Here is a 24,527-nt window from a genome sequence, read left to right on the forward strand (position 1 = left end):
CCAGATGGAAAACCCATGTTCAACGACAAAACCATCCTGATAACCGGAGGAACCGGCTCCTTCGGTAAGCGCTATGTCCAGACCATTCTTGAGCGCTACAGTCCGAAGAAGCTCATTATCTTCTCCCGCGACGAACTCAAGCAGTTCGAGATGGCCCAGGAGTATGATGACCCCTGCATGCGCTATTTCCTCGGCGACGTGCGCGATGCGGACCGCCTGATCCAGGCGATGCGCGGTGTCGACTACGTAATCCATGCCGCTGCCCTCAAGCAGGTCCCGGCCGCGGAATACAACCCCATGGAGTGCGTGAAGACCAATATCCACGGGGCGGAGAACGTGATCCGCGCTGCGCTGGACAACGAAGTCCGCAAGGTCATCGCGCTCTCGACGGATAAGGCCACCAACCCCATCAACCTCTACGGCGCCACCAAGCTTTCGTCTGATAAGCTCTTCGTCGCTGCCAACAATGTCGCCGGCGGTCACGAGACGACCTTCTCAGTGGTTCGCTATGGAAACGTGGTCGGCTCGCGTGGCTCTGTGGTGCCGTTCTTCGAGAAGCTTATTCGTGATGGCGCCACCGAGCTGCCTATTACTCACGCGGACATGACCCGTTTCTGGATCACCCTGCAGCAGGGTGTGGACTTCGTGCTGAAGAACTTCGAGCGCATGCGCGGCGGGGAGATCTTCGTCCCGAAGATCCCGTCGGTTCGGATCACCGACTTGGCTGCGGCCATGGCGCCGGACCTGAAACAGGCCGTCGTCGGCATTCGCCCGGGCGAGAAGCTGCACGAGGTCATGTGCCCGGCGGACGACTCCCACCTTACGCTGGAGTTCGATGACCACTTCGTCATCCGTCCCACTATCACTTTCGCCTCGCGCGACAACACCTTCTCCCCGAACGCCCTGGGCGAGAAGGGGGCGCCCGTGACGCAGGGCTTCGAGTACAATTCGGGCGACAATCCCGATTTCCTCGACATCGAGGGGATCCGCGCCTTCAACGAGATCGCGAAGCAGTAGGGCTGACCCTGTGATTCCGTACGGACGCCAAGAAGTCATCGAAGACGACATCCAGGCCGTTGTCGATGTCCTGCGCTCCGACTTCCTGACGCAGGGCCCAGTGGTGCCGCGCTTCGAGCAGGCGGTAGCGGAAAAAGTGGGCGCAGCGCACGGTGTCGCCACCAACAGCGCCACCTCGGCCCTGCACATCGCCTGCCTTGCCTTGGACCTGGGCCCCGGCGATTGGCTCTGGACCAGCCCCATTACTTTCGTCGCCTCGGCCAACTGCGGGCTGTACTGTGGCGCCCGGGTCGACTTCGTCGACATCGACCCGCGCACCTACAACATGAGCCACGAGGCGCTGGCCGATAAGCTGGCCGTGGCCGAACGTGAAGGGCGGCTGCCCAAGGTCGTGGTGCCCGTCCACTTCGCTGGCCAATCCTGTGACATGGCCGCCATCCATGCGCTGAGTGAGCGGTACGGTTTTCGCATCATTGAGGACGCCTCCCACGCCATCGGCGGGCGCTACCACGGCGAACCCGTGGGCTGTGGTCGCTATAGCGATATCACCGTTTTCAGCTTCCACCCGGTGAAGATCATCACCACCGGCGAGGGCGGCATGGCCGTGACCAACGAGCCCGCACTTGCCGAGCGCATGACGCGCCTGCGCTCCCACGGCATCACCCGCGATCCGGCGCAGATGACCCACGAACCGGATGGCCCGTGGTACTACCAGCAGATCGAGCTGGGCTTCAACTACCGGATGACGGAGATGCAGGCTGCACTGGGTATCAGCCAGCTGGGCCGGCTGGATGCGTTCATCGCGCGGCGACGGGAGCTGGTCGCCCGATACAATCGGGAGCTCGATTCACTGCCCGTGACCCGACCCTGGCAGGATCCGGACGCGGAATCGGCCTGGCACCTCTACGTTATCTGCTTGGGTGAGGGGGCCGGCCCCAATGACCGCGAGGAGGTCTTCAGGTCCCTTTGGGAAGCTGGCATCGGGGTGAACGTGCACTACATCCCCGTTCATACCCAGCCCCAGTACCAGGCGATGGGGTTCCGGGAAGGGGATTATCCGGTGGCCGAGAAGTACTATGCCACGGCCCTCAGTCTGCCGCTCTATCCCGCGCTCGAAGAGCCAGATCAGGAATACGTCCTGTCAGAACTACGAGGGGTTCTCCAGTGAAGATCGCCGTTATCCCCGCGCGCGGCGGGAGCAAGCGGATCCCGCGCAAGAACATACGTCCCTTCTGCGGTAAGCCCATGATTGCCCGTTCGATTGATGCGGCTCGTGAAAGCGGTGTCTTCGACCGGATCATCGTCTCGACGGATGACGACGAAATATCCGAAGTCGGTGAGGCCTGGGGAGCGGAAGTGCCGTTCCGGCGCCCTGCGAGTCTCGCGGACGATCACGCCGGCACCATGGAGGTGATTGCCCATGCTACGGAGTGGGCGCAAGCGCAGGGATGGCCGCTTGAGGCGGTCTGTTGTCTCTACGCGACGGCCCCGTTCGTCCGCTCGGAGGATATCCGGACCGGTCTCGAACAGCTCGGTGAAGGCGACTGGGATTACTGCTTTACCGCCACCGAGTACCCCTCGCCCATTTTCCGCGCCTTCCGGGAGACGCCGGAGGGGGGCGTGGAGATGTTCTTTCCCGATCAGTTCACGGCGCGCTCCCAGGACCTCCCGGAGGCCCTGCATGACGCCGGGCAGTTCTACTGGGGCCGGCCGGCCGCTTGGCTTGAGCAGGCCCCGCTGTTTGGCCCGCGCAGCCGCCCGCTACACTTGCCACGCTGGCGCGTCCAAGATATCGATAGTGAAGACGATTGGAAAAGAGCTGAATTGATAATGAATTCATTAGGAATCTCTAAAAAATAGGAGCAAAGAATGTCAGAACGCAAAAGTTTTGAGACAGAACAAGAAGGCTTCTGGGCTGGCGATTTCGGTTCCGAGTATATTGGGAGGAATAAAAGCCAAGATATTGTTGCTTCAAATATATCTTTTTTTCGCGCATATTGAATTCCGTTTCCGGGGATATTTCGAGCCTCTTAGAGGTTGGTGCTAATATAGGCCTTAATCTCAGGGCGCTCCATCAGTTGCTGCCAGAAGCATTGCTCTCTGGGATTGAGATAAATCCCGATGCGGCTCAGACGTTACGAGAATGGCTGAGTGGTGTGGATAACGATGGTTGGGTTTTTGAAGGATCCATTTTGGACTGGTCGCCAGAAAAGCCTGTCGATTTAGCTTTTACCAAGGGCGTTCTCATTCATATATCGCCAGACCACCTTTCGGTTGTCTATGACAAGTTATATCAGGCATCTAAGCGTTATATTCTTGTTTCAGAGTATTATAACCCGACCCCGATGGCGGTTCCCTATCGTGGCCACTCAGATCGTCTGTTCAAGCGTGATTTTGCCGGTGAAATGCTTGACTTATATCCGGATCTGAAGTTGATTGATTATGGCTTTGTTTACAAGCGAGACCCCTTGTTTCCGCTAGATGACGAAACGTGGTTCTTGCTAGAAAAACGATGAAACGCGTTCTTGTGTTCAGTGCACATCCCGATGACGAGGCCCTAGGTTGCGGCGGCAGCATCGCCCGCTGGGCCGAGGAGGGTGTCGCCATCCACCTCGCGTTCATCGCCGATGGTATCGGCGCTCGGAACGAACACTCCGCTGCCGAGAAAACGGCGCTGCAAAACCGCCGGGCGGCCGCCGAGTCGGCGGCCGGCATTCTCGGCGCTACTTCGGTGCATTTTGATGATCTGCCCGATAACCAGCTCGACAGCGTACCGCTGCTGGAGATCACGCAGCGAGTCGAGGCGCTAATCGTGGCCCACCAGCCCGACACCGTGGTAACCCATCACGCTGGCGATCTGAACATCGACCACCGCCGCGTCCATCAGGCCGTAATGACGGCCTGTCGGCCGCAGCGTGGCCATCCCGTGCGGACCATTCTCTGCTTCGAGGTGGCATCCAGCACAGAGTGGCAACCGCCGGGCTCGGGGGCAGCCTTTGAGCCCGACTGGTTCGTGGATATCAGCGCTACGCTCCCGCGCAAGCTGGCGGCGCTGGATGCCTACGCCGCCGAGATGCGCGACTGGCCCCACCCGCGCTCGCGCGAGGGCGTCGAGCACCTGGCCCGGTGGCGCGGCGCCACTGTCGGCTGCGATGCCGCCGAGGCCTTCATGCTGGCGCGTGCACTGCGATGAAGGTCGCCATCCGCGTTGATGCCTCGGCCACGATCGGCACTGGCCACCTGGTGCGCTGCCGGACACTGGCAAACGCGCTTCAGGCACGAGGAGCCTCGGTCCAGTTCATCGGCCGCGCCCATGCCGGCCACGGTCTCGATGGGCTGCAAGAAGAGGGCTTTACGGCGGCCGCGCTTCCAGCACCGAATAAGGCGGCCGCGGCAGCAGCAAGCGAGGACTACGCCCACTGGCTGGGTGTCTCCCAGGAACAGGATGCCAAGGAGACCATTGCCGCCCTGGAAGGCTCGCCAGACTGGCTGGTGGTTGACCATTACGGTCTGGATGCCGAATGGGAAAAGCGGCTTCGACCGCATACCGGCCAAATCCTCGCCATCGACGATCTGGCTAACCGCGCCCACGACTGCGATGCCCTGGTGGACCAGAACTATAGCCCGACGGCGGGGAACCGATACACCGACCTTGTGCCACCCGATACTACGCAGCTCCTCGGCCCGACTTACGCACTGCTGAGGCCCGAGTACGCCGAAGAAAGGCAAAAGCGCAGGCCCCACGGTGGCGTCATGGAGCGCATTTTTGTCTTCTTTGGCGGCACCGACCCGGACAACCTTACCGGCCGGGCCCTCTCGGCGTTGAGCGACCCGGTATTCACGGACGTAGCGGTGGATGTCGTCGTCGGTCCCAACAATCCCCACCGCGAAGAGCTGGAGGCGCAGGCCGGGGCCCGTCCGGGGATCACGCTTCATCCCCCGCGTCCGCATCTGGCCGACCTGATGGCCGCCGCGGATCTGGCCATCGGCGCCGGCGGGACCACGACCTGGGAGCGCTTCTGTGTAGGCTTACCGGCCCTGGTGGTGAGTATCGCCGACAACCAGCGCCCGGCTTGCGAGGCGCTGGCCGCCGATGACCTGATTGCCTATCTCGGTCATCACGACCAGGTAACGGCAGCCGGCCTGCGGGAGGCGGTACAGGCGCTGCGCGGTAACCCCGAACACCTGCGCCAACTGGCTGAAGCTGGCAGGCGGACGGTGGACGGGGCCGGTACACAGCGGGTTGTCGACCACCTCACGCGGACCCTGTAGTTTGGAATCATATTGATGCTGGAACCGCTCACCGAAGCCACTCGCGATCTCATCCTGCCCTGGCGCAACGCCCCCGAGGTGCGCCGGCAGATGTACACCCGGCACGAGATCCCCCTGGAGGAGCATCGCGCCTGGTTCGAGCGCATGCAGGCCGACCCGACCCGTTGCTGGTACCTCTGCCGCGATGCCAGCGACGACCCCGCGGGCGTGGTCTACTTCACCGACATCGAGCCGGAGGGGGGCAGCGCCTTCTGGGGCTTCTACGCCCGCCCGGATGCGCCAGCAGGAATCGGCATGCGGATGGAATATTCCGCCCTGGACCATGCCTTCCACGAACTGGGCCTGCACAAGCTCAATTGTGAGGTGCTGGCTACCAATACCGCCGTGGTCAATCTTCACAAGAAGTGCGGCTTCACCCGTGAGGGCACCTTCCGCGAACAGCACTTCGACGGTGAACAGTACGTGGATATCATTCGCCTAGGCCTGCTGGCCCGGGAATGGCCGAAGCACCGCGAGCGCCTGCACGAGCGCATTGCGCAGCTGGATGCCCTCGCAGCGCGGAAGGCAGAAGGCGATACCCCCCCCCGCCGGATCGCGGTCCTCAGTGATGCGAACAGCTGGATTAACGAACATCTACTGGAGCTGGTCGAAGACTGGGAAGAGCTGGGCCATACCGTTCACTGGACCCACGAACCAGCCGACGCCGAGGAGGCCGACTTCTGCTTCTGCCTCGGCTTCGGTCGCCTGCTGCCCGAGACCGTGCGTGCGCGCTTCCGCCACACCCTGGTGGTCCACGAGAGTGACCTGCCGCGCGGCAAGGGCTGGTCGCCGCTTACCTGGCAGATCCTAGACGGGGAGGACCGCATCCCCGTCACCCTCATTGAGGCGGCGGAGAAGGTGGACAGCGGCACGATCTACGCCCAGCGCTGGGTCGAGTTCGAGGGTCACGAACTAGTGGATGAGTTACGGACCGCCCAGGCCGAGGCGACCCGCGCGCTGTGCCGCGAGTTTGTCGACGACTATCCCGTCTCCGCCGAGCGAGGCCGGGAGCAGCATGGCGAGGAGAGCTTCTATCCGCGCCGTGGCCCCGAGGATAGTCGGCTCGACCCGGAGCGGTCGCTGGCCGAGCAATTCAACCTGCTACGGGTAGTGGACAATGAGCGCTATCCCGCCTTCTTCGAGTGGCGGGGCAGACGATTCCAGTTGCACATTATCGGAACACGGGACACCTGATGGATTACGTTCTCGCCACCTCACGCCCCTGGAACGAAATCATGGCCCGACGGCTGGAGGAGAAGACCGGCCACACCTTCCATCTCATCACCGGGAAGGAGGAACTGACCCCGGAGCGCCTGGCGGACATCGCGCCGCGCTATGTCTTCTTCCCCCACTGGTCGCACATCATCCCGGAGGCGGTACACACCGCCTACGAGTGTGTCGTCTTCCACATGACTGACCTGCCCTACGGGCGTGGCGGTAGCCCGCTACAGAACCTGATCCAGCGCGGCCACCATGAAACCCAGCTCACGGCGCTACGCTGCGTCGCCGAACTCGACGCTGGGCCGGTCTACATGAAGCGGCCGCTCTGTCTGGAAGGGGCTGCCTCGGAGATCTTCCTGCGGGCCGCCGGCGAGATCGAGTCAATGATCGAGGCCATTATCCGAGAAGAGCCCGAGCCGCAGGCCCAGGAGGGTGAAACGGTGAACTTCCGGCGCCGCACGCCGGGGGAGAGCGACCTGGCTCAGGCGCCGATACAGGACCTGAACGACTTCTTCGACTTCATCCGCATGCTCGACGCCGAGGGCTATCCACGCGCCTTTCTCGAACTGCACGGCCACCGCATGGAGCTCTCCCGCGTGCAACTGGAGCAGGACCGGTTGGTGGGCACTTTCGTGATCCATCGCCAGCACGCAATACCTGACAAGAATGGGGGGGGTATTAAGATGCTGCTGGACCGCTGCTACCCAAAACCGCCCCGCGATGTCTTCGAGCGTATGCAGGGTCTCTACAAACCGGGTGACCCGCTCTACACCGTCGAGCACGAGGGGCAGGCCGTGGGCATGGTCTACTGCGCCCACCACAGCAAGGGCGGCCATCTGGAGAACCTGGCCGTCGACCCCGACTACCGGGGCCTCGGCCTCGCCGACAAACTGGTCGAGACCCTGATGCAGGACAACCCCGAAGTCATCACCCTGACTACGCGCATACCGGCCTACTTCGAGCGCTTCGGCTTCAAGGCCGTGGAGCAGTTGACGGACCAGTCAGTCTTCATGGCGGCCAAAAGCCCTGCAAGCACAGCAATCGGCACGAACACAGCAACCGCATCCGGGAATCAGCAACCATGACAACGCCATTCCAGATCGCCGACCGGCCCATTGGCTCCGAGCATCCCCCGTTCATAATCGCCGAGATGTCCGGCAACCATAACCAGTCGCTGAACCGCGCCCTGGAGATCGTCGATGCAGCCGCCGACAGCGGTGCCCACGCCCTCAAGATCCAGACCTACACGCCGGATACCATGACCCTGGATATCAGCGAGGGCGATTTCTTCATCTCCGACGACAGCACTCCCTGGAAGGGCACCAGCCTCTATGACCTCTACAAGGTCGCCATGACAACGTGGGAATGGCACGCGCCCATCATGGAGCGCGCTCGAGAAAGGGGCCTCATCTGTTTCAGCAGCCCTTTTGATGCTACAGCGGTGGATTTCCTGGAAGAGCTGGATGTCCCGGCCTACAAGATCGCCTCTTTCGAGAATGCCGACATCCCGCTCATCCGCAAGGTGGCCGCCACGGGAAAGCCGATAATTCTCTCCACCGGCATGGCTACCCTGGCCGAACTCGACGAAACCGTGCGCACCCTGCGCGAGTTTGGCTGCGAACAGTTCGTCCTGCTCAAGTGCACCAGTACCTACCCGGCGACGCCGGAGAACAGCAACGTGCTGACCGTGCCGCATATGCAGGAGTTGTTCGGCTGCCAGGTCGGGCTCTCGGACCATACCCTGGGCGTTGGCGCTGCCGTGGCCGCAGTGGCGCATGGGGCGACTGTGGTGGAGAAGCACTTCACCCTTGACCGGGCGGAAGGCGGCGTTGATTCCACCTTTTCCCTTGAGCCGGAGGAAATGCGCCAGCTCGTGATCGAGACCGAGCGGGCCTGGCAGTCACTGGGCTGTGTGCGGTATGGGCCCGGGGAGGCGGAGAAGCCGTCCATGCGGTTTCGGCGGTCGTTGTACATCGCCCAGGATATGAAGGCGGGAGATGTGCTGACGGAGGAGAACCTGCGGAGTGTGCGGCCGGGGATGGGGTTGGCGCCGAAGTATCTGGATCACTTGTTGGGACGGCGGGTCAAAGATCATGTGGTAGCGGGGACGCCGATGAGTTGGGAGCTGTTGGGCTGAGGCGTAGCGGCTGTTGTACAAGTGCAGCTACAGCCGACCGAAGATTCAGCCCAAGGAGCCGCCCCTGGGCGTGCTGTCGATAAAGGAGCAGGACCGCAACCAGCGCATTGCCAGGACCCGCGCCCGGGTCGAGCACGTCTTCGGCGGCATGGGGCAGATGGGCGCCCAGGTGCTGAAGACCATCGGCCTTGGCCGGGCGCGCTTTCAACTGACTCTGCGTTGCGCGGTGTACAACATGCGCCGCGTGACGCAGCTCGAGGCGGCCGGGGTGAGGCCGTTCTAGACGGTTTCGAGGGTCTCGTGTGTCCGGAAGTCGGGCACACGAGCCGGAAACCGGGGAGAACGGCCTGATTCAGGCCGAAATCAGGGGCACCGAGGCACAAATCGGAGTCGGTGCGCCGGCCTCTGCGACGACGATAGCCTGACCTGCTGTTTATTGAGGTTCCCCTTAGCTGGGCGGGCTCACTTGCCCACAGGGTTCCGAACACAGTTTCATTGACTTTCCTCGGTCAACTCCCAAGTGCCAGGCGTTTTCCTGGCGCACCACACAGATTTGGATAGCGCCGAGTAATCGAAGGGATCATTATGCACAAGACTGTATATTCAGGATCAAAGCTGAAAGGTGAACAGCGGGTCGAGTTGTCCGTTCACGGTATGTTGATGGGCTGGACAGACGGCGACACCTCTATCAAATCGCGGCGCATACAGTCCACTGTAGAGAAAGAGTGGGAACGTGGAGGTGCGGATGCACTGGCCACTTTTATGAGGGGGGTCGTTGGTCCCTGTATGATTGAGGTGTCGACCGCTGATGCGGTTTGGCTCTTTGCTTCTTGTGCGAGTAGCGGATTTTATTGGATGCCGGTGGTTGGAGAAGGTGAGGAGCAGCACGAATACCTCGTGTCCAATCAAGAGGGTCGTTTTCTTCGAGCTGCGCTTCGCATGGGAGGTGAGCTGTCCGAGGGGGCGGTCATGAACGCTGTTCTCTCGCATCAGTCGGTGATCCGACCTCCATTTTCCGGGCTTGTCAAGGGAACGCATCGGTGCCCACCTGGATTCTATGTGGAATTCTCTTCAGGAGAGGCCAGGCCTCAGACCTTTTTGATAAACAAGGAACCCAAAACGAGAAGGCGGCAGGATGCCGATCTGGGGAAAAAATGCCGGGCCGTTGCGGAAATTTACGAGTCTTATTGTAAAGACATTGGCGCGAATGCGACGATATCGTTTTCGGGCGGCGTGGACTCAACTGCACTCCTGCTTCTGCACAAGAGTGGATTGGATAGGAAGACGCAAGGATATTACATCGATCGAGGAAAAGTCTCAGAAAAGAAAATGGCATCCGATATAGCAAGACGTGCCGGGTGTGAAATCGATTTTATCAAGCCCCTCGAAGGCTTTTCATCTGCGGACGTAAGAAAAAGAGCGGGGACCGGATTGGCCGTATTGAACGGCGTTGGCTACATGAAACATAGCTTTCGATATTGTCCGATTGAAGGCGATAATGAAATACAACGACTGGTACTGACGGGACAGAACTCGGACATGATGTTCCATATTGACCATTATGCGCCGAGCTCCTTTACGACCGGTCTGGTGCGTAACGTAAAGATGGCAGCGGGGATCCCTCGGCGATTTCGTAAAACCGTGGCGTATTACGCATTCCTTTACTTATCAAATGAAAGTAATTTGAGCAGTGGGCTGCCGCCCGGTGTGGAGGAAAGCTTTATCGGTCTTAGTGAGCATGGTGCTGAAGGGGGGGGGCTTGAACACCGGGTTAAACATGTAGTAATGGACTACAAGCATGAGCATTATGTGGTGCCGACTTCCCGCTGGTTTCAGAGCGCAGTCTATCCGGAATTGAGCAACAGCCGTCTCCATTCCGGGCTGAAGGTAAACCATGCCGCAAGGCTTGCGCGTTGGTTGAGGACAATCGGTAGTATTCATCAGCAGTTTCTCAACAACGGCACCCACGAGAATCTTGTAATTTGCACCCCGTTCTCGGAGGGACCCCTGGCCGTTGAGTTGCTGTCTTACCGCCTCGGTCTACGGGATGTCCTGATGCCCAAACGTTTTTTACACGGCGTTATCCGCAGTCAATTGGGAGTATCCTACAGCAGGATCCGGCATCAGGTTCTGGGTGGCGGTTGGATTGATCTTCCATCGCAGGTGGCGAGGTATAGTGCGCGATCGATAAAGCGTCTGGCAAAACGGTTTCTGAAAATACAGCACAATGAACAGGCCAAATCATCAACGACACGCCATGCCATAGGAATTGATGATCTACGTAACCTGAGAGAGATCCTTGGTCATCAGGATGGGGTGGTGGAGCGTACCCTGTTGAATTATGTCAATGACGACGAGTGCCGGACGTACCTGAATCGTCTTTATGACTGCCTTGAACTAAGGGTCGACCCCGATAGCTTGAGCAAGACAGATGGGATGCAGTTGTGCCGGCTGGTCAATCTTCAGGTCATGCTTGAGGCAGAAGAGACTTTTTCAGTATGAATATCTATCAGCACGTTGAAATCGCCGCACGAGAGCTGGACAGCAAGTTGTTACTGGCGGTTATTGCCGCCTCGAGGGACCATGATGTACTAGTCTCCGAGATGAGCGCGATTATGAAAGGGGTTCAGAGCGGATCCCTGCCGCCGGGTGTGTTCCACACCAAGTCCTTGACGCCCAAGAATAAGAAGATCACTCGTCATCAAATCCTCGTAGATAATGGATTCCCGATCACGAGCATTGATGAAGAGGGTGGCCTTATCGATCACGGATACGACAAATTCGCTGAAGTTCGGTATTCGGAAGAGACCATAGCCCAGGCTTCGGCGGTCTTCGGGTGGGGAGCGGAGGATACGGAAACGCTTGAGCGTGTCTACCCGAACTATTCGTCGAGGATGCACCAGACGGGCTCACCGCGAGCTGATCTGTGGAGGCCTTGTTTTAATCAGTACTGGGGTGCTCCAGGAGCGATGCCGGAGAAACCATACCTTCTGGTTTCGTCCAATATGGGCACAGCTAATAACATGCGCCCTTTTCATGAAAGCATTCGACTGGAAAGGCGTGCGGGATATTATCAGCGTGACCCGGAGATGTTCTTGAGGCGATTTGGTCTTATTGCGGAAGATTACCGTATGACGCTGGCCTTCATTGAGGCAGTTCGTCATTTGGCCGAATCCAATGACGAATATGACATTGTATTGCGGCCTCACCCGGTTGAAAGCATCGAGGCGTGGAAGGTCTATCTCGAAGGGATTCCCAACGTGCATGTCATCAGGGAAGGCTCGATTACCGCATGGGTCAACAACGCCTTCGCCGTAATGCACAACGGCTGCACTACTGCGCTTGAAGCGACCGTTTTCGGAAAGCCTGTGGTGACGTATCTGCCCTTTGAGCAGGAGTATGCCCGGGAGCTTCCGAATGAACTGGGCGTGCGTGTCGAATCGCTAGAGGCGTTGTCGGATACGGTCAATGGACTTTTTCATGCCTCCCAGTCTGGTGTAGGCAGTGAAAAGGAGGAGGCGCTGCCCGTTTCGGTAGCCAAAAAGGTTCATCTGGATGACGCGGAACTGGCCGCCGAAAAAATCGTCAAGGTGTGGGAAAGCCTCGACAATGGTGAGTTATCTAGTCCGTGCAACTGGACGAAGTTTCATGCGCATCTGAAACTGGCCAAGCTAAGGAGTGTGGTCGGCACGGCACTCCGGAATGCTCTTCCAGGCAGGTTCGGGCCGGCCAAGGAGAACTACAAGTTCCCACCCATGGATGCCGCTGATATCCGTGGGCGTATCAGCCGCCTCCAGCGTGTCCTTGGTCTTGATGAGGAGCTGGAGTGCAAGCTTCTTTCCGAGCGGACTGTTCTGATCCGACCCCGACGCCTGCTATAACGCCGCCCTGGTCGCCGCCTACCGTCACTGGCGGAGGCTGGCCCCCGGACCTGCCGTGGGAGGCCCCCCCGCTGTTCGGGGTGATGCCGGACTGGAACCGGCCGAGTTCATCGGTACCGCCTCGGGGGCGCTGGCCGGGCGACTGCTCAATTTCTATCTTAACTGGCCCCGAGCGCGTCCGAGCATGCAGTTCCCCTGACGGGAAGCAAAAATAACAGGAATAGGAAAGTCGATCACGGGACGTGCTAATGATTATTAGTCATAAAAACCATTACATTTTTATTCACTGCCGAAAAACAGCAGGTAGTTCGATATCATTGATGTTGTCAGAAACACTCGGGCCTTGGGATGTGCAGCTCAGTGCAGTTTCTGAGACACTGCAAGCAGGAGGCACGATACCAGTCAGGATGTGGGCAGAAGCCATTGGCAGATCCGGAAGCTCGCTACTATTCCACTTGATGCGCGGAAAGGGCAAGAAAAAAGCAACTGATGCTTTGGCGGCAGGAGTTAAACGGGCGTATCAGCAGCGACTTGGGAGAAAGCCGCAGCACGCGGATGCCGAGAAGATAAAACTCGCATTCCCGCGCGAGTGGGATTCCTACTCCAAATTCTGTGTTGTCAGGAATCCGTTTTCACTAGCTGTATCAGACTATATATGGCGCACGCGGAACCTTTCGATGAGACCAAGTTTTCCTGAGTATATAAAAGCGCTTGCGGCAGGAGATGATCTTGGCGGAGTCGTTCCAGTTGGTTTCTACAACAATTGGCGTCAGTATACGATTGACAACCGTATTGTGGTTGACCATGTGATTAAGTTTGAGAATCTGTCGCATGATCTCGGCAAGGTTCTGTCCACCTTGGGTGTACCCTTTTCTGGCCAACTTCCGCGGGTGAAAGATGTAAAGTCGAAAAACCGAGAGAACCCGCCCCTCACTAGTTATCGTGACTACTATACCAGAGAAGCTGTCGAGATCGTTTCCAATCTCTACCGTTATGAAATTGACGCGTTTGGGTACACCTTCGCATGAGGGAAAATATGCAGGCTACACCGATTTTGCTTATTGGTGCACAGAAATCCGGAAGCAGTTATCTGTTCCGTCTGATCGCGCAGGAGCCGTGCATTGCCCGAGCGCCGCTGAAGGAGCCGAAAATCCTGTCCAAGCCCATGCACGACGGCAGTGACTTCCTGTCGCATTTCAGCATCAGTCCCGATGATCGCTTCGCTCTCGATGGCTCTACTTCTTACTTACACGTGGCCGGGACCGCCGAACGGGCAGCAGCGCAATTAGGTACCGATATTCCGGTTCTTGTTGTTCTCCGAGACCCTGCTGAACGGGCAATTTCGGGCTATCTCCACGAAGTTAAGCACGGTCGGGAATTACGCGCGCCGGATGAGGTTTTCGATCTGCCGCTTGATCCGGCAGCTGCGATTGCCGCCGAGGACGAAGGGATAGAAGCTGCGTGGCGGCGTGGCTTGGTTCAGCCGCATAACACGGCAAGCGAGCGTTATCGCGATCCGGTCTTTGGGTTCCGCTACGTGGCGAATTCATGGTATCGGCACCAACTCGCCCCCTGGCTGGCTGCGTTTGACGACCTGCGACTTGTCGATTTTGAGGAGCTGCGTTCCGATCCGGGTGGCATTACAGCACAGGTGCGTGCTTGGCTGGGTCTGCCCGCTGCAGCAACCCTCAGCATCATTCAGGGCACTAACCCGACAGAGCTACACCCCTGGGTGGCCCTGCGCGAGAACCGGGCGCTTGCCCATGACCATATCCGCCCCGGTCTGCTGGACGTATGGCGACGGCAGCGGGCGCTCTTTCGCAGTCTCAAGGCCGAGAAACCGAGGCTCCAAGCAGAGCTTGCCGAAGCGCTGCGCCGGGAATTCGATATTCTGAAACAGGAGGAGTTCGCTAGATGGCTCTGACACAGTTTAGATTTTACTGTAATGCTTTGTTTTTTGTGATTTAGGGGTAATTATGGAAAAGCCGGTTTTGGTTCTGATAAGAGGGTTGGGCCATAGTGGAACGACCATTCTAGATATGGCGCTAAGTTCACACCCGAAAATTGCGGGCGTTGGTGAAGGATTCAGAGTTCTGTGCGGTGGAGATGGCGGACCACAGCGCGCCCGTTCTAAAACGCGACGTCATGAACAAGAGTGTTCATGTGGAGATAATGCCGCAACATGTGAGCTCTGGGGTGAGTTGATGAACTGGCTTGAAGCCAATGATTCTTTGCCTTTTCCGGATAAGCTCAACAAACTTGTTGACCAGTTCGGTTTTGTGAATAGTGACAAAGAATTTCTTGTGGATTCTTCGCAGTCAAATGTTGATGGAATCAATGAGCTGACACCTGACTTCGAAGTACGCGCGATATTTCTCGTCAGGGATTTTCGTTCCTGGGTCTTCTCAAGAATTAGCAAGACTGGAGACGGTGTTCTTCGTTGTATGTGGAATTGGTATCGCGGCAATAAGAAGATTGAGAAGAAATTGGTTGATAGCGGTGTAAGCTTTATGTTGGTTGGGTACGAAGAGTTTGCGCTGTACCCAGAGAAAGTCCTTAAGAAGGTATGTGATCATTTGGGTGTTGGCTTTGATGAGAAAATGCTATGCCCCGCAAAGCATAATGAAAGCCATGCTTTGGTTGGTAATCGTGTGAGGCTGAGGGCGGGGGAGTTGGAAAGGGTTAAGTATGATGGTAGTTGGCTTGCCAGTTCCTCCGTCTTTGATTCGGTTCCTTTTATTAATTTCTTCCTAAAAAAACTGAACACCCGTTGGGTGTATTCTAACGATGTTCTGGTGCGGCGATAGGTATGTTTTGAGAGAGTTCAGGCTTGCTTCTCGCATACCTTTCCAGTTTTTGTATTCCCTCGCGCACGGCCAACAGCATCCATGTGATGAAGATGTTCCAGGCCCTGGTGCTTTCCGGGCATGAGGTGTTGCTGTTTGCGCCGGACAAGACGTACGGGCGTGAGACCGGCAGTACCGTTAAAGGGCAGAAGCTGGTGAAGCGTTTACTGAATGGAGTGTCGAGGCGCAACCGGGAGCGCCTAAGCGAGAGTATAGTACGCGCGTTTTTCCATGTCTCCTAAGTGGCTTTACATCGCCAGTGGGCCCATCGCTTCGGAGGCGGCCAACGCGGTGCACGTCGCTCATATGTGCGACGCGCTGAAGGGCCGTGGTCTAGCGGTGACCATTGGCCCGCCCGCTTCGTCGTTGCGATGTGCGTCGGATTCGGCCCTGAGTCTCTATGGGGTGGGGCGCGCGATCCCGATATACTCCCTGTGGAGGCCGAAGATCCGAGGCGGCGGTCTGGTCTACCGTCTGGTGCTGCGCTGGCTTTTGCATATCGTTGCAGCGGACATCGTATATGGGCGTTCGCTGCAGGGGTGTTGCATTGCTGCGGAAACCGGAAGGCCGACGGTCTTTGAGATCCACAAGCCGGAGTGGGAAATCAACGAGCGCAATTACCGGGAGTTCCAGCGGCTTGTCGCGGGCGAGGGGTTTCGCGCCATCGTCTGTATTTCCGCTGCCCTGGAGGCCCACCTCCTGGCGGTCTTCCCGGAGCTGAAGGGGTGGACCATCGTGGCCCATGACGCGGCGCCGACCTTGGAGCGGCCGGAGGCCCCCGGCCAGGTGGAAGCGTTCGTTGTCGGCTACTTCGGCAGCCTCCACCCGGGGAAGGGGATCGAGACCCTGCTGGACGTCGCGCCTCGGTGCCCCTGGGCGAGCTTCCGCATCGTGGGTGGTGACGCCACCTCTATTCAGCGCTGGCGGGAAAGCCGCGACGTTCCGGCCAATGTCCACTTCCTCGGACATCGAGCCCACCACGACCTGCCGGCAATGATGGCCGAATGCCATGTACTGGTGGCCCCCTATCTGGAGAAGGTTTCGGTGCAAGGCGGCGGCGGGGATGTGGCGCGCTGGATGTCGCCGCTCAAGCTGTTCGAATACATGGCCATGGCGCGGCCTATCGTCTCGGCGGATCTGCCGGTGCTGCGCGAGGTGCTGCGCGAGGACGAGAACGCGCTGCTTGCCGCGCCGGGGGATGCGGCGGATTGGGCCCGGGCGCTGGAACGGCTTCGGGATGATCCGGAGCTGGCGCGGCATCTGGGAGAGCAGGCCCGCGCGGACTATGAGCGGCACCACACCTGGGATGCCCGCGCCGGCCACATCCTCGCCGAGCTGCGGCGCCTTGAGGTGATCGACCCGTGAAGATCTTTTTCTACATCCACTCCCTCACCGGCGGCGGCGCCGAGCGCGTCACCGCCTCCCTGGTGCGCCACCTGGCCGATCAGGGCCACGAGGTCGGCGTGATCACCATGACCTCGGAGGAGCGCGACTTCTACCCGCTCGATCCCCGGGTGCGTCGCGTTACCCTTGATCTCGCGGGGGTCAATCGGGGGCTCGGCAAGCTTACCGCCAACTACCGCCGCTGGCGGGCGCTGCGCCGCGCTCTGAAGGCGGAGCAGCCCGATGTGGTGGTGGCGATGATGAACACCTCCATTGTACTCGCCATTCTCGCGGCGATCGGTCTGCCTGTACGGGTCTACGGGTCTGAGCGCAACTACCCTGGTCGCCAACGCATTGGCAGCGCTTGGGCGCTGCTGCGTCGGCTCGTCTATCGGTTTGCCGCCGGCCATGTCGCCCAGACCCGCGAGGCGGCCGCTTGGTTGGTGCGTCATGCCGGGGCCCGTAATGTACACGTGATCCCAAATCCGGTGGTCTGGCCAATCGCCAGCTTCCCCCCCGAGGTGGCTCCGGAGAGCGTGATTTCGCCGGAACGCAAGGTCATCCTGGCCGTGGGCAGCAAGCCGGTGCAAAAGGGCTTCGATCTGCTTGTGCGCGCCCTCGCCGGTCTTGCAGCGGATCGACCAGAGTGGGATCTGGTGATCCTCGGCGTCGACCCGGAATCGGATGCAGTCTGCGGTGGCGATGCATCGATCCAGCGGTTGGCCGAAGGGGAGGGAGTTGCGGGGCGGTTCCACCTTCCGGGCCGGGTCGGTAACGTCGCCGATTGGTATAAGCGGGCGAATATCTTCGTGCTCAGTTCACGCTATGAGGGCTTCCCCAATGTGTTGCTGGAGGCGATGGCGTCAGGCTGCCCGAGTATCGCATTTGATTGTGATACTGGGCCGCGGGATGTGATCGAGGATGGCGCGAACGGCCTTTTGGTCCCAGCAGAGGATTTTGAGGGGCTGCGGGCTGCGATGGCGTGCTTGACGGCGGACGAAGGTTTGCGCCAGAGGTTTGGTGAACAGGCTGTCGCGGTACGGGAAAAGTTTGCAGAGAAGAAAGTGATGGCACTATGGCAAGATCTTTTTTGAAAAAATAGAGAAACAAACAACATCCAGAAAAGCAAGGGACTATTGGAGTGCGGTCATCCAGGTGCATTTCGGTTGCGCTCGGCACTCGTGTTTTGTGGAAACATTAGTGTTCCTCGTGACTTTGTTATAAAACAAATTTAATTATCATTTAATTGTTTTCGAAGCGATGTGTTTGGGGTGAGGGGAGAGCCTATGAATTCCGGTGAAACGTTGTTTGAAGTCGCAGCCTGTCTTGGTCAAGTAGTTGAGCGATCTAGCAAGATACTTGACTTCGGGTGTGGTAACGGGAGCCGTGTAAAGGCATTGCGAACACGTGGGTATGATGCCCTTGGCGTTGACATCAAGTTCAAAGACGGGCCGCACACCAATGAACTCCAAAAGCAAGGCTATATAAAGTGTATCGAGGAAGACCCCTATCGATTGCCATTTCCTGACGCCTATTTTGACTTCGTTTTTAGTGAGCAGGTGTTCGAGCACCTCAAAAATCCTGATGAAGTAGTGGCGGAATTGGCTAGAGTGATGAAACCAGGTGGGCTGGGTCTACACCGGTTCCCAGCTCGCTTGCGACCGTTGGAAAGTCACGTGCAGGTGCCTTTGTCATCTGTCTTCCGTCCCTCATGGTGGATGCTTTTTTGGACTTGGGCGGGGTTCCGTAAATCGTCACAAAAGTTCCAGCCTGTTCATGAAGTGGCGTTAAAGAATCGGGGGTATTTAGACGGGAACACTAACTACCTCTCAGGGCGAGAAATTTCTTCTCTTTTCGTTCGTCGATTCAGTGCATTCGGTTATGCAGGGAAGTGCTGGTTGAACAGTTCTCCGAACAAAAGGGGCAGGAGCTTGGGGCGGGTTTCCAATAAGCTTCCTTTCCTGGCTTGGGTCTACCAGACTTTCTGGACAAGGGTTGTATACCATTTCAAGTAACTGTAGTGCCTTGAATGGCTATTGCTCGTCTAGTTTCAGAGCCAGCAGTAAGCGATGGCAATAGAGAATTCAGGAGGATGTGTTGGCTTTCTTGGTTTATCGGTGTTCCTAGGGCGAGTCGTAGCGCGGATCAGTTGTGGGGGAGGGGGGTAGTGAGAAAAAGAAATAGTCGTTCGGCCTGTTCGGGGAAAGAGGATAAACTAGCATTATATCTCCCCTCCTTGCGTGGTGGCGGGGCAGAACGCGTGATGGTGACCTTGGCCAACTCCTTCGCGGAGCGTGGCTACGAGGTGGATCTAGTGCTTGCTAGTGCCGAGGGCCCTTACCTCGATGAGGTGGAGGACGGTGTTCGCGTCGTGGACCTCGGTTGTCCGCGGGTGCGCAGGAGCCTCCCCGGTCTGGTTCGTTACCTTAAGCGCGAGCGGCCTCGTGCCATGTTGTCGGCCATGGGGCACGCGAATGCCATTGCTCTGGTCGCCCGAATGATTGCAAGAGTTCCTACTAGGTTGATCGTTAGTGAACGCACTCATTTCTCGGTTTCACTAGAACAGGCGGGCGGATTCTGGGCGCGGTTGACTGGTCACCTTGGACGCCGGATTTACCGGAGAGCCGATGGCATTATTGCAGTCTCGGAAGGGGTGTCGGACGACTTGGCAGTTCGCGCCGGGCTACCGCGGGAAAGGATCGAGGTTGTGTTCAATCCCGCTGTTGGTCGGTGGCTTGAGGCATTGGCAGCCGAGCCGGCTAATGAATTTTGGTCCTCGACTAACGGAGGGCCTTTAGTCGTGGCTATGGGTCGGTTGACCGAGGCAAAGGATTTTACGACATTAATTCGTGCCTTCGCTTTGTTGCGCGAGCAACTGAGTGCGAGGTTGGTCATATTGGGTGAGGGGCCGTTGCGGGGTGAACTGGAGAAGGAGGCGGAAAACCTTGGAGTATCTTCGAATGTCTATCTCCCGGGGTTTGTCGATAATCCCTTCCCGGTTATCACTCGCGCAGACCTGTTCGTGCTCTCGTCGGCTTGGGAAGGTCTGCCCAATGGATTAATCCAGGCAATGGCATGTGGTACGCCGGTGGTGTCGACGGATTGCCCCTCTGGTCCCGACGAGATCCTCGAAGGCGGGCGCTGGGGTCATCTGGTTCCTGTGGGTGATGAGACAGCGCTTGCCGAGGCGATGGTGGCGACGCTCGATGAATGTACCCCGCCGGATGTTGTGGCGAGGGCCGCCGAGTTCAGTGTGGATAGGGCGGCCGATGGGTACCTCGCGGTCATGCTCAGCAATAAGGAGTGATGGGTGAGCGTCAGTCAATTGACCCTGAAAGGCGTAAGGGAGTGCCCGCGAGTTACCGTGATTGGTAGTCCGAGAACTCCGGTCATCTGGGGGCCGTGTATCCATTCCAGGACACTCGGGTGCCAGCAGCCGGTTTTCTCGATATAGGCCCGATCGTAGAGGTGCGATTGGCGAGGGGTGAGTCGGTGAGGCTCGACCCAGTGGGGCTGGTTGAAAAGGGGACGCGGCCGCATTTGCTTATTAATAGAAGGCTCTTGAAGGATGTTCAGCGCGCACCCTGGATGGCCCTTCCGGATAAGAAAGGCGATTGCCAGTCGCGACATTATCTATGCGCGCCATACCGCCGAGTGGTTTGGCCGGATGTGGCGCTTGAAGTGAAAGCCCGAAATGATGCTTGGTACGCACGCGTGTTGCGTTGCCTGCCGGGGAAGCTTCTAGATATTCCATGGGTCCGTGCAGCGCGCCGTTATTATTCTTCGGATGAAGCGCCGGACGAGTACGATTGCCAGCGCCATACGTACAGGATACAGGATGCGTGGCGAATTGCGGAAAGATGTGTTGTCACATTCTAACAACTGGCTTATCCGTGAACCGTAGGTTTCAACGAGTCGACGTCTGAGCGGGCCCTTAAGAACTGGAAACGGGCGGAAACTGCGGGTACTAATAGCCTGAACGAGATTATGGCCTTGCTCGATAGCGTTCACGATTTTAAGGAGACATATGAGTTCCAGCCGGGCACAAAGATGGGCGGGCCCTTATGGGTGGATGTGGTGAACGGGATACACGGGTCGATATACGGGAAATCGTATGTCGGGGATCGGGAGCTCCTTCGTGGCTGAAAAAGTGCTTCACGTCATTACCGGCTTGAATATCGGTGGTGCAGAGCGGGCTCTTTATAATATTCTTGCGGGTGGGTTGGTGGAAAGATTTGACTCCGCCGTTCTAGCGCTTGGTGATACAGGAGCTTTTGAGGAACGTCTCCGGGGGCTTGGGATCCCCGTTCATGCGCTTGGGATGCGGCCGGGAATGCCGAACCCTTTAAGCCTGCTTCATTTGCGAAGGGTTGTGCGAAAGATCCAGCCGGACCTGATTCAGGGTTGGATGTATCACGGTAACCTCGCCGCTAGCGCAGCAACGGCCGTGACATCAGGCAGTTCGCCCGTGGTCTGGAATGTTCGCCATAGCCTCTACGACCTAGATGACGAAAAGCGTTCCACGCAATGGGTGATAAGGGCCGGGAGGTGCTTATCATCCAGGCCGGAGGCCGTCATCTATAATAGCCGCTTGGCTAGGGAGCAGCATGAGGCGTTCGGTTTTGCTTCTGCGCGTGGGCGTGTGATTCCCAACGGGTTTGAGGTATCGGCCCTAGGGCCGGATGCCGATCTACGTGCGCGGATGCGTCAGGCCATCGGTATTTCGTACGGGGCTATTGTGGTCGGCCACGTGGCACGTTTCCATCCCATGAAGGACCATGTGGGGTTCCTTCGCGCTAGTGTGGCTGTGGCTCGTGCGGTACCAAGGGTCCACTTTCTCCTCGCGGGGCGGGAGGTTTACGCGGACAATCCGGAGTTAACCGGGATCGTGCCTGCAGAGCTTATGGGTCGGTTCCATTTTCTGGGGGGGCGCGATGACGTTCCGGATCTGATGCGGGTGATGGACGTTTTTTGTACCAGCAGTGCATGGGGCGAGGCCTTCCCGAATGTAATCGGAGAGGCAATGGCCAGTGAGGTGCCCTGTGTGGTGACCGACGTGGGGGACAGTGCGGAGATCGTTGGGGACACGGGAATGGTTGTTCAGCCGCGGAACGAAAAAAGTCTCGAAAAAGCTCTGCGTGCCATGCTTGAAAAGCCGGATGAGGAACGGCGGGCGATGGGAAAAGCGGCTCGCAGCCGTGTAGTTGATCAGTATGCGTTATCCGCGATAGTAGATGCCTATAGCGGTGTTTATGAGGGACTGCTTGGTGGTTGTAAGTGATAGCCCCTGAAGTTCTTGGGTGGTTGAGCCTGGCTTCGGCAGGTTTTGGCAGCTTTTTTCTGGCTCTTAAAAATAGTTGGGTTTGGGATGTCGTATTGGTTGCATTCGGGGTCCGCGCCTTGGCGGCGTTGTTCCATTTTTATGTGGCACCACTCCCGGATGGTACAGCAGACGCGATTTCCTTTGAGGCACAAGCGTGGGAGTGGGCACGGGCTGGCTTATGGTCAGCTCTCTCTGCATTTCCCGGTATCGATTCCTACTTCTATGCATGGTGCGCTGCTCTCATCTATGCGCTTACGGATCGAAGCCTGCTGCTTCTCCAGTCCATCAATGTGTTCGCCGGTGTCCTCGGGGTTCTCGTGACCTGGATGGTTGCCAGGGAACTCTGGGGAGAGCGAGCTGCAAGGAAGGTCGCCTGGGTCATGGCTCTGTTCCCCATGGTCGTCCAGTACGGGGCGCTGCCCATGCGGGAGGTCTGGTTCGTCCTCTTCTTCATGGTTGGGGCACTGGGGGCGATCCGGTGGGCGCGCGGTGGCGGAGCTACAGCCATGGGTCTGACGGTTGGCGGGTTCGTCGCAGCGACCTTCTTCCATGGGGGCGCCATTGTCGGGCTTCTTGGGTTCTTCGGTGTCCTGGGGGCAGGAGCCTTTCGCCGTTGGTGGGCGGGGGTTGCTCGAGGTCGGCTTCGGGTGGTCGCCAGCCTGGCGATTCTAGGGGTTCTCGGCTTGGCAGTTGCCTACGTCGTGACCGGGGTATCCATTCACAAGCTGGGGACCGCGGAGCAGATGGTCAGCACTGAGCGCTGGATGTTCTACTTCGAGAGTCGTGTGGTAGGAGGGGCGCGTTACCCGGAGTGGACGCAACCACAAGGTGCAACCGACTTTATCTGGGCCGTGCCATTGCGTGCGGCCTACCTGCTTTTTGCGCCCTTCCCCTGGGACTTGCGGGAACCGGCCCTTGTTATCGGTCTGATCGATGCGCTGTTCTATCTGGCGCTCGTCGTTCTTGTGTGGCGAGGGAGGCGAGCAATCTGGAATGATCCCGGGGGGCGGATGCTGTTCCTGATTCTGGTCCCGCTTATCTTTGCCTATGGGGTCGGTACTGGGAACTTCGGAACCGGCCTGCGCCATCGGGCGAAGTTCGCCGGCGCCCTCATTGCGCTTGCCGCGCCCCACCTTCCCCGACTTATCTGGTGGCGGCGTAGCGTTCCTTCCAGCCGCTCGGCCGCCGTTCCCCGGGAGCTGGCTGCTCGATGAGCGCACGCCTGCTCTTTGTTGTTAATGCCCATGAGTTTACCGCAGCACATCGCCTGCCATTGTTGCGCGGGGCGCAGGCGGCCGGCTTCAAGGTGGAGGTGGTGGCGCCAGGCGGTTCCCCGGCAGCGGAACGACTGGAGGGGGAGGGCTTCGTCACTCATCCTGTGCGGCTGAGTCGGCAAGGGCTGCGGGTCTGGGAGGAGTGGGGCGCTCTGCGAGAATTGACCCGGCTCTATCGCCGGCTGGCGCCGGATCTGGTCCACCACGCAACCATCAAACCGGTCCTTTACGGCACTCTGGCCGCCCGCCGTGCTGGGCGGCCAGCGGTGGTGAATGCCATTACCGGTCTGGGCTACGTCTATACCGGCACGGACTGGCGGTCCCGCCTTCTGCGCCACGGTGTGGATGCGCTCTACCGCCGCGCCCTGCACTATTCCCCCCAACGGATCATCTTCCAGAACCGCGATGATTGGGCAGTCCTCCAGGATATTGGGGCCGTGGACCCGGAACAGGCGGTCCTCATCCCCGGCTCTGGAGTGGACGTCGCTACGTTTACTCCCGCACCCGAGGCCGAGGGGCCGCCGGTGGTGGTGCTGCCGGCTCGACTCATTCGGGACAAGGGTGTGGACGAGTTCGTGGCTGCCGCACGGGCCCTCCATGCCCATGGTGTGGAGGCCCGCTTTGCCCTGGTGGGTGGGCTGGATACCGGCAACCCCGCCGGCATTACCGAGGCGGAGGTCCGCGGCTGGGTGGAGGAGGGCATCGTGGAGTGGTGGGGCCAGGTGGATGACATGCGCACCGTCTATGAGGCTGCGCATGTGGTCGTTCTACCCTCTTATCGGGAGGGGCTACCCAAGGTCGCCCTGGAGGCCGGTGCCACCGGCCGTCCGGTGATCACCACCGATGCTCCCGGCTGCCGGGATGCGGTGGTCGACGGCGAGACCGGCTACCTGGTGCCGGTGCGCGACAGCGTGGCTCTCGCCGAGCGTATCGGTGATTTGCTGGCCGACCCGGCCCTGCGCCAGCGCATGGGCAGCGCCGGACGCGAGCGAGTGGTTCACGAGTTCTCCACCGAGAAGGTCGTCGCGGATACCTTGGCGGTGTATCGGCAGCTTCTTAGTTCGTGAGGAGCTTGGCAGACGGTTTTTGCCAGGGACGGTAGAATGGCGCCATGTGGTTGCCGCCGATCAAGGG

General features: G+C 58.9%; 23 protein-coding genes. All 23 read left to right on the forward strand.

All coding sequences use genetic code 11. The features are described from left to right. Positions 1-15 precede the first annotated feature (15 nt). The gene (pseB, locus tag BM272_RS01210; protein ID WP_093426933.1) at positions 16-1,017 is read left to right on the forward strand and encodes a UDP-N-acetylglucosamine 4,6-dehydratase (inverting); all 1,002 of its coding nucleotides are present in this window, start codon (positions 16-18) and stop codon (positions 1,015-1,017) included. Between the two features lie 10 nt (positions 1,018-1,027). Continuing rightward, positions 1,028-2,185, forward strand: a complete 1,158-nt coding sequence (gene pseC / locus BM272_RS01215; RefSeq protein WP_093426934.1) for a UDP-4-amino-4,6-dideoxy-N-acetyl-beta-L-altrosamine transaminase — start codon at positions 1,028-1,030, stop codon at positions 2,183-2,185. Next, positions 2,182-2,877, forward strand: coding sequence for a pseudaminic acid cytidylyltransferase (gene pseF / locus BM272_RS01220; RefSeq protein WP_093426935.1), 696 nt, complete (start codon positions 2,182-2,184; stop codon positions 2,875-2,877). The genes pseC and pseF overlap by 4 nt, the downstream gene beginning before the upstream one ends. A 9-nt stretch (positions 2,878-2,886) precedes the next feature. Beyond that, positions 2,887-3,018, forward strand: a complete 132-nt coding sequence (locus tag BM272_RS14145) for a hypothetical protein (RefSeq protein WP_275886921.1) — start codon at positions 2,887-2,889, stop codon at positions 3,016-3,018. After that, positions 3,015-3,533, forward strand: coding sequence for a pseudaminic acid biosynthesis-associated methylase (locus BM272_RS01225; RefSeq protein ID WP_205407719.1), 519 nt, complete (start codon positions 3,015-3,017; stop codon positions 3,531-3,533). The genes BM272_RS14145 and BM272_RS01225 overlap by 4 nt, the downstream gene beginning before the upstream one ends. Then, the gene (locus BM272_RS01230; protein WP_093426936.1) at positions 3,530-4,210 is read left to right on the forward strand and encodes a PIG-L deacetylase family protein; all 681 of its coding nucleotides are present in this window, start codon (positions 3,530-3,532) and stop codon (positions 4,208-4,210) included. Before BM272_RS01225 ends, BM272_RS01230 begins: the two co-directional genes overlap by 4 nt. After that, positions 4,207-5,289: a UDP-2,4-diacetamido-2,4,6-trideoxy-beta-L-altropyranose hydrolase gene (gene pseG, locus BM272_RS01235; protein ID WP_093426937.1), complete on the forward strand. Its 1,083-nt coding sequence runs from the start codon at positions 4,207-4,209 to the stop codon at positions 5,287-5,289. Before BM272_RS01230 ends, pseG begins: the two co-directional genes overlap by 4 nt. Positions 5,290-5,304: 15 nt before the next feature. Then, positions 5,305-6,522 (forward strand): UDP-4-amino-4,6-dideoxy-N-acetyl-beta-L-altrosamine N-acetyltransferase, encoded by a 1,218-nt coding sequence (pseH, locus tag BM272_RS13855; protein ID WP_205407720.1) that lies wholly within the window; start codon positions 5,305-5,307, stop codon positions 6,520-6,522. Continuing rightward, a complete protein-coding gene (locus BM272_RS13740; protein ID WP_159432981.1) occupies positions 6,522-7,634 on the forward strand; it encodes a GNAT family N-acetyltransferase in 1,113 nt (370 codons plus the stop codon). Before pseH ends, BM272_RS13740 begins: the two co-directional genes overlap by 1 nt. Continuing rightward, entirely contained in the window at positions 7,631-8,686 is a 1,056-nt protein-coding gene (gene pseI, locus BM272_RS01255) for a pseudaminic acid synthase (protein WP_093426938.1), read from the forward strand. The genes BM272_RS13740 and pseI overlap by 4 nt, the downstream gene beginning before the upstream one ends. 13 nt (positions 8,687-8,699) lie before the next feature. After that, on the forward strand, positions 8,700-8,969 hold the full coding sequence (locus BM272_RS01260) for a transposase (RefSeq protein ID WP_205407721.1): 270 nt from the start codon (positions 8,700-8,702) through the stop codon (positions 8,967-8,969). A gap of 302 nt (positions 8,970-9,271) precedes the next feature. Next, entirely contained in the window at positions 9,272-11,188 is a 1,917-nt protein-coding gene (locus BM272_RS13490; RefSeq protein ID WP_143613086.1) for an adenine nucleotide alpha hydrolase family protein, read from the forward strand. Beyond that, positions 11,185-12,567, forward strand: a complete 1,383-nt coding sequence (locus tag BM272_RS01270; RefSeq protein WP_093426940.1) for a surface carbohydrate biosynthesis protein — start codon at positions 11,185-11,187, stop codon at positions 12,565-12,567. Before BM272_RS13490 ends, BM272_RS01270 begins: the two co-directional genes overlap by 4 nt. A gap of 248 nt (positions 12,568-12,815) precedes the next feature. After that, positions 12,816-13,595: a sulfotransferase family 2 domain-containing protein gene (locus BM272_RS13495; protein ID WP_143613088.1), complete on the forward strand. Its 780-nt coding sequence runs from the start codon at positions 12,816-12,818 to the stop codon at positions 13,593-13,595. An 8-nt stretch (positions 13,596-13,603) separates the two neighbouring features. Continuing rightward, positions 13,604-14,491 carry a sulfotransferase domain-containing protein gene (locus BM272_RS01275; RefSeq protein WP_159432982.1) on the forward strand — a complete coding sequence of 296 codons (888 nt, stop codon included), beginning with the start codon at positions 13,604-13,606 and terminating at the stop codon, positions 14,489-14,491. 52 nt (positions 14,492-14,543) lie between these two features. Further along, positions 14,544-15,374 (forward strand): sulfotransferase, encoded by an 831-nt coding sequence (locus tag BM272_RS01280; RefSeq protein ID WP_093426942.1) that lies wholly within the window; start codon positions 14,544-14,546, stop codon positions 15,372-15,374. A gap of 270 nt (positions 15,375-15,644) precedes the next feature. After that, complete coding sequence (locus BM272_RS01290; RefSeq protein WP_143613090.1) at positions 15,645-16,778, forward strand: glycosyltransferase family 4 protein; 1,134 nt, start codon at positions 15,645-15,647, stop codon at positions 16,776-16,778. Continuing rightward, positions 16,775-17,890 (forward strand): glycosyltransferase family 4 protein, encoded by a 1,116-nt coding sequence (locus tag BM272_RS01295; protein ID WP_093426944.1) that lies wholly within the window; start codon positions 16,775-16,777, stop codon positions 17,888-17,890. The genes BM272_RS01290 and BM272_RS01295 overlap by 4 nt, the downstream gene beginning before the upstream one ends. 192 nt (positions 17,891-18,082) lie before the next feature. Next, positions 18,083-18,811 carry a class I SAM-dependent methyltransferase gene (locus BM272_RS01300; protein WP_093426945.1) on the forward strand — a complete coding sequence of 243 codons (729 nt, stop codon included), beginning with the start codon at positions 18,083-18,085 and terminating at the stop codon, positions 18,809-18,811. Positions 18,812-18,963: 152 nt separating this feature from the next. Beyond that, positions 18,964-20,103, forward strand: a complete 1,140-nt coding sequence (locus BM272_RS01305) for a glycosyltransferase (RefSeq protein WP_275886922.1) — start codon at positions 18,964-18,966, stop codon at positions 20,101-20,103. A gap of 831 nt (positions 20,104-20,934) precedes the next feature. Then, complete coding sequence (locus BM272_RS01310) at positions 20,935-22,077, forward strand: glycosyltransferase (protein WP_159432984.1); 1,143 nt, start codon at positions 20,935-20,937, stop codon at positions 22,075-22,077. Positions 22,078-22,100: 23 nt separating this feature from the next. Continuing rightward, a complete protein-coding gene (locus tag BM272_RS01315; RefSeq protein WP_143613092.1) occupies positions 22,101-23,333 on the forward strand; it encodes an ArnT family glycosyltransferase in 1,233 nt (410 codons plus the stop codon). Next, positions 23,330-24,460: a glycosyltransferase family 4 protein gene (locus tag BM272_RS01320; protein WP_093426949.1), complete on the forward strand. Its 1,131-nt coding sequence runs from the start codon at positions 23,330-23,332 to the stop codon at positions 24,458-24,460. The genes BM272_RS01315 and BM272_RS01320 overlap by 4 nt, the downstream gene beginning before the upstream one ends. Positions 24,461-24,527 lie beyond the last annotated feature (67 nt).

Source organism: Thiohalospira halophila DSM 15071, from assembly GCF_900112605.1.
In the GTDB taxonomy this organism is placed as follows: Bacteria; Pseudomonadota; Gammaproteobacteria; order Thiohalospirales; family Thiohalospiraceae; genus Thiohalospira; species Thiohalospira halophila.